Origin of the sequence: Sanguibacter sp. A247, from assembly GCF_052324925.1 — a bacterium.
Taxonomy (GTDB): domain Bacteria; phylum Actinomycetota; class Actinomycetes; order Actinomycetales; family Cellulomonadaceae; genus Flavimobilis.
Genome location: NZ_JBQPRE010000002.1, coordinates 385,276 through 399,769, shown reverse-complemented (window position 1 = coordinate 399,769; position 14,494 = coordinate 385,276). Strand labels below are relative to the sequence as shown.

Genomic DNA, 14,494 nt, shown 5'->3' with positions numbered 1-14,494 from the left:
CCGTGGCCCAGCCCCCGTGACCACGTCCGTGCCTTGCGCGTGTGCTCCAGGATTCACCGCAACGGCTCGTGAGACGCTGTCGGACGTGACCGACTCTTCCGATGCCCGCGTCCGGATCGTTGTCGTTGACGACGATGCTCTTGTCCGTTCTGGTCTGCGCATGATCCTGGGTGGTGCGCGTGCGCTCGAGATCGTCGGCGAGGCGGCTGACGGCATCGAGGCTGAGGACGTCGTCGCCGCAACGTCACCCGACCTTGTGCTGCTCGACGTGCGGATGCCGAGACGTGACGGGCTCGCGACGGCCCAAGCCCTGCGGTCGCGGTGGCCCGCGTTGCGCATCCTCGTGCTCACGACGTTCGACACGGACGACACGGTGATCGAGGCGCTGCGCCATGGAGCCGACGGGTTCCTCCTCAAGGACACGCCGCCCGACCGGCTGGTCGACGCTGTGCTGCGCACGACTGCGGGCGAGCCGATCCTCTCCCCGACCGTGACGAGCCGCCTCATCGCGGCCGCGACGAGCGACTCTCCGTCGCGGTCGGCCGAGGCGCTCGAGCGGCTGGGGCGCCTCACCGAGCGCGAGCACGAGGTTGCGCGTGCGGTGGCGCGAGGGCTGTCGAATACCGAGGTCGCAGCCGAGCTGTTCATGAGCGTGCCGACCGTGAAGTCGCACGTCGGGCGGATCTTCGCGAAGCTCGAGGTCGACAACCGGGTTCAGGTCGCGATCTGTGTGCACGACGCAGGTCTCGGCTGACGCATCGTGGGGCCCCTCGTGGGTCCGCGCCCGGCCCATGGCGGCCCACGCACGGCATCGTCGACTGGTCGTGCGCGACCACGCTGCCGGGCTCGCTCACAGCCCCACACGTGACCTCGAGTGGCGTCTCTCAGCTGCTCGCACGGGCCTGTCGACGGCTCCCGCACCACCACTCTGCCGGGCTCGCGCACTGTCGCGCCGTGGTGCGTCGTGCACGTCACCACACGCAGGTGCGTTCGGCGGGCCGCACGACTGTGCGCGCTCGGTAGGATGGTCCCTGTGAGCAAGCACCCTCAGGCGATGAAGGCCGCGACAGCGGCGAAGAAGCTGGGCGTTTACCTGCCCGCCACGCCGGAGGAGTTCCAGCAGCGTTTCATCACGCGCGCCGAGCTCGACACGTGGCAGACGGAACCCCCGCAGTGGCTCGTCGAGCTGCGCCAGAACGGCCCGCACCCGCGGCCCGTGGTCGCAGCGCGCCTTGGCGTGTCGATCTCGGGCTTGGCCCGCGGTGGCGTGACCGAGGCACTGACGACCGACCAGATCAGTGAGCTGCGCGAGAAGAACCCGGACTGGCTCGTGCGCGAGCGCAAGATCCAGGACGAGGTGCGCGCAGAGGAAGAGCGCGTGCGCGATCGCGACGCGAAGCGGGCGACGAAGGATGCACCGCGCGGTCGCTGACGAGCGATTCTCTCATCCCACCTGCGGCGCAGGAAGTCGACACTATGCACCGTGATCTTCCGGACGACGTCCTCGCACTGCTCGGTGTGCTGAGGCGTCGGCCCGATGTCGAGGCGCCCGAGCTCGTCGCGGTCGACGCGGCTGACCGGCTCGTTCTCGCGGAGTCCCGCACGCTGCTCGCGTCAGCGGGACCGGGCGAGGTCGCAGTGCTCGACGACGGCTACGGCGCGCTCACCCTCGGGGCTCTCGCACTCGGCGCACCGGACGTGCGCGTCGCGACGGACACGGTGACGAGCAAACGGGCGATCCTTCTCAACGCGGCGGCGGTCGCGACGATCTCGGGCATCGACGTCTCGCAGGTGCGCGTCCTTCCTGCGCTCGATCCTGCCGTCGTCGCGGGGGCCCGCATCGTCCTTGCGCGTCTTCCTCGGTCGCTCGACGCGCTCGCCGAGCTCGCGGACCTCGTCGCCGACCAAGCCGCGCCGGACGTCGTCCTCCTCGCGACAGGGCGGCTCAAGCACATGAGCCGGAGCATGAACGACGTGCTCGCGGTGCGCTTCGGCGAGGTGTCGGCGACGCTCGCGCACGGCAAGGCTCGCGCACTCATCGCGCGGCGGCCTATGGCCGCGGCTCTGGGGTACGAGCCGTTCCCACGACGGGCACGCATCTCCGTCCCCTACGGCAACCAGGGCGATCTCGGCGGTGACGGCGCAGGCGGTGGCGATGCGGCTGGTGATCGCGGTCGCGGTGGTGTTCCAGGCGGTGGCGGCACGGGTGGTGATCGCGCTGGCGGCGGTCGTGCGGGCGGCGGTCGTGCAGGCGGTGGTCGTGCAGGCGGTGGCGCTCCAGGCAGTGCTGGCACGGCCGGTGATCGCGCTGGGGGTCTCGAGGTGGTGGCGCACGGGGCCGCATTCGCCGGGCCGAACCTCGACATCGGCACGCGCGCGCTCCTCGACGCACTCGACGAACTCCTCGACGAGCATCGTGACGGCGTGTCCCGTCGTCCCGGCGCCGGCGCCAACACCGCGCGTGATCTCTTGGGCGAGCCCACATCGTCATCCCGTCGTCTCGGCACCGACACCGGCGCCGCGCGTGATCTCTTGGACGAGCCCACATCGTCGTCGGGCTCCGATCCCGGCTCTCTGGCGCGGGGCGCTTGGCGGCTTCTCGACCTCGGGTGCGGGACGGGCGTGCTCGCGACGATCCTCGCGCTACGCCTGCCACGCGCGACCGTGATTGCGACGGACCGGTCCGCGGCTGCCGTGCTCTCGGCAGCGGCGACAGCCGCCGCGAACGGTGTCGGTGACCGCGTGAGGACACTGCTTGACGACACGGCGGCGTCCGTACCCGACGCGTCGGTCGACGTCGTCGTCTGCAACCCGCCGTTCCACGCGGGCGCGGTCGTGAGCACGGACATTGCTGAGGCGATGTTCCGGGCGAGCGCGCGCGTCCTGCGGCCGGGCGGCGAGCTGTGGGTCGTGTGGAACTCCCACCTGCGCTACCGACCGATGCTCGAAAGGATCGTCGGGCCGACGTCGCAGGTCTCGCGGACACCGAAGTTCACGGTGACGCGGTCGGTGAGGCCGTCACGGACGCAATAGTTCCGCCCCGCACTCGCGAAGCTGGTCGCCTCACCCGATCGTGAGCCTTTCGAGAATCGCGGAGTCACCTGCGTAGATGCCGTCCGTGCGCGGCCTGTGGACGACGACGTCGGTAAACCCGAGCTCGGCAGCTCGCCCGACCATGTCGTCGAACTTGTCGACGGATTCGAGCGAGTAAGTGAACGTGTCGAGGTTGAGGTAGCGCGGGAAGAGCTCGTGGTCGGCGACAGCGTCGCTGCGACCGGCCCGCTCGAGCGCGTCGTCGAGCCGGCTGCTGAGGGTTGCGAGGCTCTGCCACCACGCGTCGACGTCGTCGACCTGCTCGAGGCCTGTTGTCACCCAGCCCTGGCCGCGGCGGACGACTACGTCGAGGGCACGCGGACCGTTGCCAGCGACGAGCAACGGCGGCGGGCCGACGAGCGGGCCCGGATGGGTGCGGGCGCCAACGGCGGTGTAGAACGCGCCGTCATGGTCGGTGACGGGTTGCGTGAGCATCGTCGTGAGCAGTCCGAGGAACTCGTCGAGGCGACGTACTCTCTCTCCCGGCGTGAGCGGCGCGTCGCCGAGGACGGCGGCGTCGAAGCCGCCACCACCTGCGCCGATGCCGAGGAGCACGCGGCCGCTTGAGATGTCATCGAGCGTGAGGATGTCTTTCGCGAACATCACAGGGTGGCGGTAGTTCGGCGTTGCGACGAACGTGCCGAGAGGAATCGTCGTCGTGGCGAGTGCGGCCGCAGTGAGGGTCGGCACCGTCGCGAACCAAGGCTCGTCGGCGAGAGAGCGCCACGCAAGGTGATCGTAGGTCCAGGCGTGGGCGAAACCGAGGTCCTCCGTTTCGCGCCACATGGGAGCGGCTTCGCTCCAGCGGAACTGGGGCAGGATGCACAGGCCGACTCGCATGGTTCGAGCGTAGCGGGATCACCGCCGTGCGGTCCCCTGTCTCCCCGTCCATTCCCCTGCCCCTACCCCTCGTCCCTTCCCTACCGGCGGCCTCGCGCCCGTCCCTCCCCCGGCCCCTCCTTTCCCTTCGCCCCACCCCTCTGCCGTCCCTTCCTCTCGCCCCACGCCTGCGCCCACCCCTTCCCCTCGGCCCACCTCTCTGCCGCCCCTTCCCCTCGGCCCACGCCTGCGCCCGTCCCTGCGCCCTTTTCCACTCCTCGCACCTCCCCTGAAGCCCGCGCCTTCCCCTCGCCTGCCCCCGATGCCCGCGACCGCGTACCGGCTCGCACCGAGCACGCCGCACGGGCTTCACCCCGCCCTCACCCTCGTACCAGTTCAACCTCACCCCACAACCACCCCACCCGCGCTCGAAACTCGAACGCATGTTCGATACGTTAACTCTCATGGCGGCCAATACCGATCGCAGCGCACGCGAGCGACGCATCGTCTCCCCACCCCGCGGCCACGCCGCTTGGGTGGCGGAGGGCATTGAGCTGCGGGAGACGCAGGACCGCGTGCTTGAGGTCGTCGAGCACGCGGAGCGCACAATCCGAGCCGCTGCAGCCATGAAGGCTCGCGCTCTCGCTCATCTCGGCGTTCTCGCCGATCAAGAAGCCGCGCACGCGGAGCACGTCGATGACGTGCTGCTGGCGTCGTCGCGGGCGGTCGAGGCCGCGCACCGCTCGGGTATCGCGGAGGTCGCGACGATGATCCGCATCCCTGAGGGCACTGTGCGCCGCGCCTGGGAGGACGCTCGAACCGCCGCCGACGAGCATGCGGCGCTCTGGAAGGCGCTTCTCGACGGCGTCATCTCGGAGCGTCACGTCACAGTCGCGCTCGAGGAGCTCACGACGCTGCCCGTGGGCGCGCGCGATGCTCTCGAATCCGAGATCCTCGAGAAGGCACCGACAGTCACTGCGGCAAGCCTCCAGGTGTTCGCCCGACGTCGCCGCGAGATGTACCACCCAGAGTCGATCGAGGTGCGCCACCGCCGGGCTCGCGCCGGGCGGCACGTCCTGCTCGCACCGCCGCGCGATGGGATATCGACACTCACGGCGCACCTGCCTGCGGTTGCAGCGCACGCGATCTACAACCGCTGCATCGATGCTGCGATGGCAGTCCGGTCGCCGCAGGATCCGCGCACACTCACCCAGCTGCGTGCCGACGCGTTCATGGCATACGCACTCAGCGATGGTGCGCTGCTCATCCCGCAGCAGGGCACCAGACCAACCCCACGACGACCTCACGAGCCCGCCCCCACCGAGGGCTCCGCGCACGTTCCGCAGTCGAACGACGACGACTACCCGCGGACGCAGCCAGAGCCATCAGAAGGCCGTGCGACACAGGACGGCCCGGCAGCGTCGACAGACGGTTCGGCTCTCGCAGGCTCGGTGCACCCGGCGGGCAACGGATCAACAGACATCGTCGATCCTCCGTCGATCAGCGACGCACGCGTCGGCGGATCGGGCGATCCCGCGCGCTCCGAGCGTCGTCCCAGCGACCGGACCGGCCTTTCCTCGAGCCAGCAGCGCTTGCTCGAGGTCGCCTACACCGAGGCTCTGGGCGACGACGACGAACACACGGCATCGTCAGCCTGCGACGTGGACATCTACGGCATCGTCCCGACAGTGGCAGTACTCGTGCCAGTCGACTGGCTCGGAGACTCGCCGGACGCAGCAGCAGCCCCATGGGGCGCTAGCGCGAGGCGGGACGAGACCAGCGAAGCAAGCGGTGACGCCAGCGGCATCGGCAGCAGGAACGCACCCACCCCGCACGGCATGCTCGTCAACAGCGGGCCGATCGATCGTGCGACCGCGCGCTCGCTCGTTGCGCAGAGCCCGTCGTTAAGGAGGATCCTCACCGATCCGCACACCAGCGCGCCTCTCGACATGTCACGGTCGACGTACCGCGTCCCGTCTCACCTGCGCATCTTCACGCAGCTACGTGACGAGACGTGCCGGTTCCCGTCGTGCCGGCGGCGCGCCGAGGCGTGCGACCTCGACCACGTCGAAGCCTGGGACGAGGGTGGAGCCACGTCCGCGTCGAACCTCGCCCACTTGTGCCGTCAGCATCACAGGCTCAAGCATGCGGGTACATGGACGGTTCATGTGGCCGACGACCCTCAGGCCAGGGCACTCCGCGAAGCGGCACGCGCCGCCGACCCATCTGGCCCTGACGTCGAGGACCTCAACAGTCCCCACACGTCACCGTCGAGTGCCCCCGCTCGCCCGACGCCCGCGCGAACCTCGCGACTTCGACCATCACGCCTCATATGGACGTCGCCCACGGGACGCACGAGCTCAACAAGCGCGGCACTCACCTCAGCCGTCACTCGACCGAGCGCGGACGCCCCGCGAACGCGAGCACGAGTGCGAACACGCACACGGACACGGACACGGACACGGACACGAGCACGAGTGCGAACACGAGCGCGAGCGCGAGCGCGGACACGAGCCAGGGATCGAGGCCGAGCCTTCCGAGCCTTCCCCCGAGGAACCCCACTGGCACATCTGGAAGCGAGCCGCCGAACGAGGTCCGGCGCGGGCAAGCAGACCAGCCCGCGAACGCCCATGCGGAGAAGTCCGACGTTGCGTCCGCTCAAGCCACCAGCACCACGCCCACACATCAACTATCTAGTGCAGACGGGGCCATTCCAGTCGGTCCGCCCGCCGACGACGACGCGGGGACACCAGTCGGCGGCGCCCTGAGCGTGACTCGCCACCCCGACGAGGGCGTCGGGAGCAGTGACCAGGCCAACCCAGAGGACTCGATTCCGTACTGACTAGGCCCGACGCTCTGCCGTCGGCCATGCGCACCGGCCCCACGCGGCATGGGACGCCACACACGGCGTACACAACCCACCAGCCTGCGCACGACGCACAGCACACGGCACACGGCACACAGCCGAGGGCGCTCGCGACGATGTGCCTCAGCGACCGCACTGGGTGCGCCACTGCAGGAACGCTCACGACGGGACGCAGCCCGGGCGGCGATCCGGCGGGTGCACTCGGTACGACTCAGGGGCGGCCCACCCGGGCCGCCCCTGAGGACGAACGTTCTGATTCACCGCTGCCACACGGCCGGAACCGGGACGCGGTGAGTCGTGAGACTGCTCAGTTGGTGCCGATGATGTCGACGACGAAGACGAGAACGTCGTCCCCTCCGATGCCGGCCTGCGGAACGCCCCGTGAGCCGTACCCGTGGTGCGGCGGGATGGAGAGCAGAACCCTCGAGCCGACCTGCTTGCCGACGAGGCCTTGGTCCCATCCGCCGATCACTCGGCCCAGACCGATGGGGAAGTCGATCGCGGAGCCGCGGTCGTACGAGTTGTCGAAGACGTGTCCGCCCCACGTCTGGCCGAGGTAGTTGACGACGATGTTGTCGCCAGCCTCGACGGTGTCGCCCGTACCCTGGACGAGGACCTGAACCTCGAGCTCAGCGGGGGCCGCGGTGTCGGGGAAGGTCAGCTCCGGCTTGTCGCCGAAACCGCCGGATGCCTGGGGAAGGGTAGCCACGGGGTCGAACCTCTCGTCGTGGTGAAGCCGCGCGGTCGCGGGGCCTCGGTCAAGGGTAGTCGGCACATCGGACAACCACACACGGTGGACGCCGAAGCCGACCGACTAGCTGCGGGCGCCATCAAGTAGCTCGTTCACACCCACGCGCAACGAGCCCCACACCACGATCCCCGACACATCGATGCCCCATGCATCGATGCCCCCATGCATCGATGCCCGGTCCCGCGCGTCTCGCGCGGTACCGGGCATCGTGGCGGACGGCACCCAGAGGTCCGGGTGAATCGTCAGAGCATCAGCGTGAGGCCATGCGCTCAGTCGCGGCCCGAGAGGATCGCGAAGATCCGGAGGAACTCGACGTAGAGCCAGACGAGCGTGACGACGAGTCCGAACGCGAACGTCCATGCGAGGTTGCGGGGCGCACCGACCTCAACGCCGTGCTTAATCTGCTCGAAGTCCATGACGAGCGAGTACGACGCGAGGAGCACCGCGACCGCGCCGATGATGACGCCGAGCGGCATTCCCGCGATCTCGACGCTCGAGCGCAGACCCCACGCCGCGTCGTTCGCACCGAACAGCATGATCCCGAGGTTGACGAGGGAGAACGCCGCGTAGGAGATCATTGCGATGAAGAACATCTTCGTGAGCTTCGGCGACGTCCGGAGCTTGCCGCTCTTGAACCCGAGCAGCACCACGGTGAACGTCACGACAGTCGCGATGAGCGCCTGCATCGCAACGCCCGGGTAGAACTGGTCGAGGAAGAACGACAGCCCACCCAGGAAGACACCCTGAGCAGCGGCGTAGCCCATGATGAGCGCGGGGCTCGGCTTCCGCTTGAAGATGTTGACGAGCGCAAGGACGAAGCCGACGATCGCTCCGCCGATGTAGAGGCCCGGCATCGACGGCGCCACCTGCCACGAGATCGCCGCCAGCACGACGACGATCGCAAGAAGACTGCCCGTCTTCACGATGACGTCGTCGTACGTGATGCGGTTCGTCTGGACAGGAGAAGCCGAAGGCTGCGCGTACAGGCTCTCGAGAGTTGCCGCGGATGCGGCCGATCCGTCACCGAAGCCCTGAGCCGAGTGCCCGCGCTGCTGCACCGGGTCCCGGAAGGCCCGGCTCGACGTGAAGACGGGGTTGCTCACTATTCCTCCTGGCAGTCGTGACAGGCCGGGCGATCGTCCGGGCTGCTCGCGTAGTTGCGCGTCTGACGGTGCAACGCCTGCGGGGTCAACATCGTTCCCATCCCCGGGCGGGCTGCGGCACGTCGCGGTATGAGCATGCCAGGAGGGACCGACTGTGCGCGAGACCAAGCCCGCGCCTTGTGAGAACAGGCCGACTGTGCACGAGAACAAGTCGACCTAGCAGGAGAACAAGTCGACCTAGCGCTAGGACAAGCACCCTGAGCGCGACAACCCGCGAGAACCCGCAGGCCCCACGCTCGCGCAGAGGACGCGCGTAGCAAATGCGCGGCGAGTGCCCCCGGTGGGACTCGAACCCACACTGCATCGGGTTTAAGCCGATTGCCTCTGCCGGTTGGGCTACGGGGGCGCCGCATACGCGGACGCAACGCCCGCGCAGCACGAACGATCGTCCCACGGATCTCCCTCTGCACGCGTCCCAGTTTCACGGGCGGAACCACGCGCTGACGACGGTGGCCCTACGACGACGTGGCCCCGCGACGACGGTGGCCCCACGACGACGGTGGCCCCACGACGACGTGGCCCCACGACGAGGGTGGGCCAACGGCGAGGGTGGGCCAACGACGAGGGTGGGCCAGCGACGACGCGCGGACAAGGACAAGGACAAGGACAAGGATGATCGACGATCGACGACAACCGACAGCCGACAGCCGACAACCGACGATGGCCGACGACGATGGGCCGCGCGACGACACGCGCCGCGCCACAGGCCACCCCACTGGTCTAGACCAGATCGCCTCGGTCGCCTACGATCAAGATGACACGCAACGCAGCGCGAAGGAGCTCGACCATGGAACGTACCGTCACAGTCGCGATTCTCGAGGGGCTCCACGCACGCCCCGCCGCACTCTTCGCTCAAGAGGCCGGCAAGCAGGCAGTGCCCGTGACCATCGCCCGCGGCACCGAAGACCCCGTCGACGCAAGCTCCGTCCTCGGCGTCATGACGCTCGGCGCCAACGTCGGCGAGGTTGTCACGCTCCACACCGACACGGACGGGGACGACGCCACCGCCGCGCTCGACGCCCTCGAGGCATTCCTTCTCCAGGAGACCATCTAGCGGAGCACCGCTACGCGCAGAGCAGCGATGCTCGACACCCTCACGCGGCAGGACCGCCCGACGGGGCTGGCCCGGGAACTCCCAGGCCGGCCCCGTCGTCGTCCATCAGCCGGCGTCGTTCAGCCACAGTGCCCGCAGAAGCTGAGTTCCCTTCAGAGCCCAGCTCCCTCCACAGTCCCAGCTCACCTCAGAGCCTGAGCTCGTACCAGAGCCCGAGCTCCCTCCAGAGCCCCAGCTCGCACCAGCGGCACAGCTCCCTTCAGAGCCCTAGCTCCGCGAGCGCTGGGATTCCCGCTCGCACAATCGACCTGGCCGCATCGGCGTCGGGTTGCGCGAGGGCTTCGTTCGCAAGCCGCTCGCACGTCGCGAGGTCGACCGACGCCAGCACGGCAGCGACGTCCGCCAGAGCGCGGGGCGTCATCGACAGCGACGACACTCCCAGCCCGACGAGCACGACCGCGAGCGCCGGGTCTCCGGCCGCCTCGCCACACACCCCCACGGGTGCGTCATTGGCCGCCCCGCCGCGGCACGTCGCCGCGACGAGCTGCAGAACTGCGGGCTGCCAGCCGGTCGAGAGAACGGCGAGCGCTGCAGTCTCGCGGTCGGCCGCCATGCAGTACTGCGTGAGGTCGTTCGTTCCGATCGAAGCGAACGACGCGTGCGCGAGGATGTGCTGCGACTGCAGCGCGGCCGCGGGCACTTCCACCATGACGCCCGCGGTCTTCAGCCCGTGCGCGGCACACCGCCCGACGAAGCTCTCGGTCTCGGCGACTGTCGCCACCATGGGCGCCATGACCCACACGTCCGCGTCTTCCGCCTGCGTCGCGGTGGCGATCGCCTCGAGCTGCCGCTCGAGCACGTCGGGGTGTTCGAGCGCCGTGCGGAGGCCGCGCACGCCGAGAGCCGGGTTGGGCTCGCCGTCCGCGGTCACGTACGCGAGCGGCTTGTCCGCACCCGCGTCGAGCGTCCTCACGACGACCTTGCGCCCAGGGAAGCGCGACAGGATCGCCCGGTAGGCGTCGACCTGCTGGTCGACGCTCGGCTCGTCAGCGCGCCCGAGGAAGCAGAACTCGGTCCGGAAGAGGCCGACGCCCTCGGCGCCCGCGGCCACGGCCGCGTCAGCACTCGGCGCGTCAGCGACGTTGGCGAGCAGCGCGACCGCGTGCCCGTCGGACGTGTGGCCGTGCCCGTCGAAGGACCTCGCGGTGCCCGAGAGCGCCTCGGCTGCAGCCACGTCGTCGTCCGACGGAGCCGTGTCCACCGTTCCCTCGCCGCCGTCGACGAGAACCGTCGTCCCGTCAGGGATGGCCGTCGCACCGGCGCACGCGACGATCGCCGGGATCCCGAGAGAGCGCGCGAGGATCGCCGTGTGCGACGTGGGACCACCACCCGCGGTGACGATCGCGCGCACCGTCGCGGGGTCGAGCGTCGCCGTGTCGGCAGGGGCAAGGTCAGCAGCCGTGAGGATGAACGGCACGCCAGGGTCCGGGACGCCCGGCGCGGGCAGGCCACGCAACGCTGCCACGATCCGGTCGCGGACGTCGCGCGCGTCGCGCGCACGCTCCGCCATCATGCCGCCGAGCTTCTCCAGCTGACCCGCGATCTGCTCGGCCGCATCCCACACTGCACGCTCGGGGGTCGCGCCGTCGTCCTCGATGCGCTGCGCCGCACCCTTCGAGAGCGTCGAGTCGCCCGCCATCGCGGCCGTCACCGTGAGGACGTCGGCCGCTGCACCCTGCGCCCGGCTCGCGCGCTCGAACAGGTCAGCCTGGACCGCCTGCACGGCGGCCGCGACCTGCGCGACCGCCGTGCTTGCGTCGATCCCGGCTGACCTGGCGGCCTCCGAGGGCTCCGGGACGGGCGCTGGCATCGCGTAGACGACACCCGCCACCCGCCCGGGGCTCACGGGAACACCGGTCAGCTTCGACGTCATGCAGAGTCACCTCCAGGTGAGGTCCCGCCTGCGGACCCCGACGCGTGAGCACCGCTCGCGCCCGACGCGCGGGCCGACGACACCCCGGCGGACCCGCCGTCGACGAACTCAGCAGAGTCGATGCCCGCGTCGGACTCGTCTTCGCGGCCCGGTGTCTTGAGGTTCCAGCGCGTGATGACGAAGCGGAACAAGAAGTAGTAGATGACGCCGAACACGAGGCCGACGAGCACGATGCCGACGGGATTTTCAGCGATCCGCCAGTTGAGCAGGAAGTCGATCGCACCGGCGGAGAAGCCGAAGCCCGAGCGCATCTCGAGGGCGTTGACGATCGCGAGCGAGGCGCCCGTGAGCACCGCGTGAATCGCGTACAGCGGGTAGGCGACGTACACGAACGCGAACTCGAGCGGTTCCGTCACGCCCGTGACGAACGCGACGAGCGCGGCCGAGCCCATGATGCCCGCGACAATCTTGCGGTTGTGCGGCTTTGCCGTGTGAACAAACGCCAAGGCGGCAGCCGGAAGCGCGAACATCATGATCGGGAAGAAGCCCGCCTGGAACATTCCTGCGGTCGGGTCGCCCGCGAGGAATCGCGGAATGTCACCGTGCACGACGTTGCCCGCAGCGTTCGTGTACTCACCGAACTGGAACCACGGCATCGAGTTGAGCAGGTGGTGCAGCCCGAACGGCACGAGCAGGCGGTTCAGAGTTCCAAAGACGAAGCCGCCGACGATCGCCGAACCCGTCACCCAGTCACCCACGGACGTGAAGGCCGCGTCGAATGCGGGATAGATGAACGACGCGAACACGCCGATGAGAACCGCCGCACCCGCCGTGATGATCGGCACGAACCGGCGCCCACCAAAGAACGCCAGGTAGGCCGGGAGCTTGATCCGGTAGTACTTCTGGTAGAGCAGCGCCGCCGTCAGACCAATGACGATGCCGCCAAGAACGCCGTAGTTGATGAGTTCCTGCGCCGGCGCATCCATGCCGATCGCATGCTTGAGGAGCTGGGTGAAGTCACCGCTCTCCGCGGCTGCACGAGCAGCCGGATCCGCGCTCGCGAGGACGTCCGCGGGCGTGACCGCGGCCGGCTTGCCGAGGATGTAAGGCGACATCGCCTTGGTGACCCCCGTGAAGACGAGGTAGCCGATGACGGCAGCAAGGCCCGTCGAACCGTCAGCCTTGCGCGCGTAGCCGATCGCGACGCCGAGCGCGAAGAGAATGGGGAGGTTGTCGAGGAGCGCACCACCGGCAGCGGCCAGGACCGCGGCCACCGGCACGAGCCAGTCAGCGTTCTTGGCCAGCCCGTCGGCACCGAGCATGTCAGGTTGTCCGAGCCGCAGCAGCAGCGCCGCTGCGGGCAGGGAGGCGATGGGAAGCATGAGAGAACGACCCACCCGTTGCAGCTGGGCGAAGCCGGGGATGCCTCGCCTCGCTCGTGGGGCGGCCTGATTGACCGTGGTCATGGCACTCCTTCGGGGTCACGTGGCGGCGACGCGTCGGTGCGTCGCCGAAGAATGGACGTGAGATGGTTCGCGTGGAACCTGTGATGCGTGGAGCGGGTGTGCGTGGAGCCTGAATTCATCGAGGGCGAGCGTCGTCGACCATCCCTCGGCCCTGGCAGCATGTCGTCGGACAGGTTGTCTGGACCACTTGCCACCACAGTGGTCTAGACATGATGATGTGTCAAGGGCTCCGATGACGGAGCGCACGGCCCGACGATGGGACGACCAGGGAGGTGGATTCCATGACGACCGAGCACTCCGCCCGGCGCCACAAGCACCTCGTCGTCCGCGACTACCTCGCAGAGCTCATCGCCAACGAGCTCGAGGTCGGCGACGCCGTCCCCTCCGAACGCACCCTCACCGAACGCTTCGACGTGTCACGCATGACCGTCCGCCAAGCGCTCGACGCCCTCGTCGCCGAAGGGACCCTCGTCCGCGAACAAGGCCGCGGAACCTTCGTCGCCCCGCGCCACGCGGACTTCGAGATGCGCCTCACCACATTCGGTGAAGAAGCCCGACGACGCGGTCTCGAACCCGGCGCTCGCGTCCTCGACGCGACCACCATGCCCGCACCACCCCGCGTCGCACGCGCTCTCGACCTCCCCGAGGACGAGCCCGTCCACCACGTATCGCGCCTGCGCACCGCGGACGGCTCACCCATGAGCATCGAAAGCTCCTGGATCCCCGCGCGGCTCGCCCCCCACCTCCTCGCAGACGCCGTCCCGACGAGCCTCTACAGCGTCCTGCGCGACCTCGACCTCAGCCCCACCTGGGGCGAAGATACCCTCCAGGCCGCGGACGCGACCGCAACCGAAGCCGAGCTCCTCGACATGACGACGCAACGCGCCGTCCTGCGCACCCAACGCCGCTCGTACGCGGGGCAGACCGCCGTCATGTACACCCAGTCAACGTTCCGGGGCGACCGCTACAGCGTCCTCGTCCCGCTACGTGAAGCTCGCCCCATGCTCGTCCCCCGCCCCTCGCGCACCCCGCGACGCGGACCACACGCCACCGCCACCTCTCCGGAAGGAGTCATATGAGCACGTCCGACCAGGACCGCGCCGCCGCGATCCTCGCCGCACTCGGCGGCGTCGACAACATCGTCGAGATCGACCCGTGCACCACGCGCCTTCGCGCACTCGTCACCGACCCCGGCATCGTCGACACCGCCGCCCTCAAAGCAGCCGGCGCCTACGGCGTCGCAAGCCACGGACGCGTCGTCCAGGTCGTCGTCGGGCCCGAGGTCGACACGATCGCCTCAGCACTCGACGATCTCATGTAACTTGCACCCCATCGCATCGCTGACCCGC

Annotated in this window: 12 protein-coding genes, 1 tRNA gene and 1 pseudogene; 7 read left to right on the top strand and 7 right to left on the bottom strand. The window is 69.3% G+C overall.

The genetic code is table 11. The features are described from left to right. Nucleotides 1-85 precede the first annotated feature (85 nt). The 3 genes from ACTVCO_RS05940 to ACTVCO_RS05930 all read left to right on the top strand — a co-directional run bounded on the left by ACTVCO_RS05940 (nucleotide 86) and on the right by ACTVCO_RS05930 (nucleotide 3,033). A complete protein-coding gene (locus ACTVCO_RS05940) occupies nucleotides 86-754 on the top strand; it encodes a response regulator (protein WP_443727483.1) in 669 nt (222 codons plus the stop codon). 300 nt (nucleotides 755-1,054) lie between these two features. Continuing rightward, nucleotides 1,055-1,432 carry a DUF5997 family protein gene (locus ACTVCO_RS05935; protein ID WP_443727912.1) on the top strand — a complete coding sequence of 126 codons (378 nt, stop codon included), beginning with the start codon at nucleotides 1,055-1,057 and terminating at the stop codon, nucleotides 1,430-1,432. A 44-nt stretch (nucleotides 1,433-1,476) separates the two neighbouring features. Continuing rightward, nucleotides 1,477-3,033 (top strand): class I SAM-dependent methyltransferase, encoded by a 1,557-nt coding sequence (locus tag ACTVCO_RS05930; protein WP_443727482.1) that lies wholly within the window; start codon nucleotides 1,477-1,479, stop codon nucleotides 3,031-3,033. A 30-nt stretch (nucleotides 3,034-3,063) separates the two neighbouring features. Here the strand turns inward: ACTVCO_RS05930 and ACTVCO_RS05925 are convergent, their stop codons facing one another. After that, entirely contained in the window at nucleotides 3,064-3,933 is an 870-nt protein-coding gene (locus tag ACTVCO_RS05925) for an LLM class flavin-dependent oxidoreductase (protein ID WP_443727481.1), read from the bottom strand. A 422-nt stretch (nucleotides 3,934-4,355) separates the two neighbouring features. Between ACTVCO_RS05925 and ACTVCO_RS05920 the strand changes: the two are divergent. Continuing rightward, nucleotides 4,356-6,050 (top strand): annotated as a pseudogene (locus ACTVCO_RS05920) (DUF222 domain-containing protein); the annotation flags it as partial. A gap of 250 nt (nucleotides 6,051-6,300) precedes the next feature. Here ACTVCO_RS05920 and ACTVCO_RS05915 read toward each other — a convergent pair. From ACTVCO_RS05915 to ACTVCO_RS05900, 4 genes are all read right to left on the bottom strand, one after another. After that, nucleotides 6,301-6,423: a hypothetical protein gene (locus tag ACTVCO_RS05915; RefSeq protein ID WP_443727934.1), complete on the bottom strand. Its 123-nt coding sequence runs from the start codon at nucleotides 6,421-6,423 to the stop codon at nucleotides 6,301-6,303. A 662-nt stretch (nucleotides 6,424-7,085) separates the two neighbouring features. After that, nucleotides 7,086-7,487, bottom strand: a complete 402-nt coding sequence (locus ACTVCO_RS05910; protein WP_443727480.1) for an FKBP-type peptidyl-prolyl cis-trans isomerase — start codon at nucleotides 7,485-7,487, stop codon at nucleotides 7,086-7,088. Between the two features lie 311 nt (nucleotides 7,488-7,798). Beyond that, nucleotides 7,799-8,632 (bottom strand): Bax inhibitor-1/YccA family protein, encoded by an 834-nt coding sequence (locus ACTVCO_RS05905; protein ID WP_443727479.1) that lies wholly within the window; start codon nucleotides 8,630-8,632, stop codon nucleotides 7,799-7,801. A 332-nt stretch (nucleotides 8,633-8,964) separates the two neighbouring features. Next, nucleotides 8,965-9,038 (bottom strand) — tRNA-Leu (locus tag ACTVCO_RS05900). Between the two features lie 441 nt (nucleotides 9,039-9,479). Here ACTVCO_RS05900 and ACTVCO_RS05895 point away from each other — a divergent pair. After that, nucleotides 9,480-9,746: an HPr family phosphocarrier protein gene (locus ACTVCO_RS05895; protein WP_443727478.1), complete on the top strand. Its 267-nt coding sequence runs from the start codon at nucleotides 9,480-9,482 to the stop codon at nucleotides 9,744-9,746. Between the two features lie 259 nt (nucleotides 9,747-10,005). Here ACTVCO_RS05895 and ptsP read toward each other — a convergent pair whose 3' ends face one another. Both ptsP and ACTVCO_RS05885 read right to left on the bottom strand, forming a co-directional pair. Further along, nucleotides 10,006-11,679: a phosphoenolpyruvate--protein phosphotransferase gene (ptsP, locus tag ACTVCO_RS05890; RefSeq protein WP_443727477.1), complete on the bottom strand. Its 1,674-nt coding sequence runs from the start codon at nucleotides 11,677-11,679 to the stop codon at nucleotides 10,006-10,008. After that, nucleotides 11,676-13,145 (bottom strand): PTS transporter subunit EIIC, encoded by a 1,470-nt coding sequence (locus ACTVCO_RS05885; protein ID WP_443727476.1) that lies wholly within the window; start codon nucleotides 13,143-13,145, stop codon nucleotides 11,676-11,678. The genes ptsP and ACTVCO_RS05885 overlap by 4 nt, the downstream gene beginning before the upstream one ends. Nucleotides 13,146-13,426: 281 nt before the next feature. Between ACTVCO_RS05885 and ACTVCO_RS05880 the strand changes: the two genes are divergently transcribed. After that, nucleotides 13,427-14,224 carry a GntR family transcriptional regulator gene (locus ACTVCO_RS05880; RefSeq protein WP_443727475.1) on the top strand — a complete coding sequence of 266 codons (798 nt, stop codon included), beginning with the start codon at nucleotides 13,427-13,429 and terminating at the stop codon, nucleotides 14,222-14,224. Then, complete coding sequence (locus tag ACTVCO_RS05875) at nucleotides 14,221-14,466, top strand: glucose PTS transporter subunit EIIB (protein WP_443727474.1); 246 nt, start codon at nucleotides 14,221-14,223, stop codon at nucleotides 14,464-14,466. The genes ACTVCO_RS05880 and ACTVCO_RS05875 overlap by 4 nt, the downstream gene beginning before the upstream one ends. The last annotated feature ends 28 nt before the right edge of the window (nucleotides 14,467-14,494 follow it).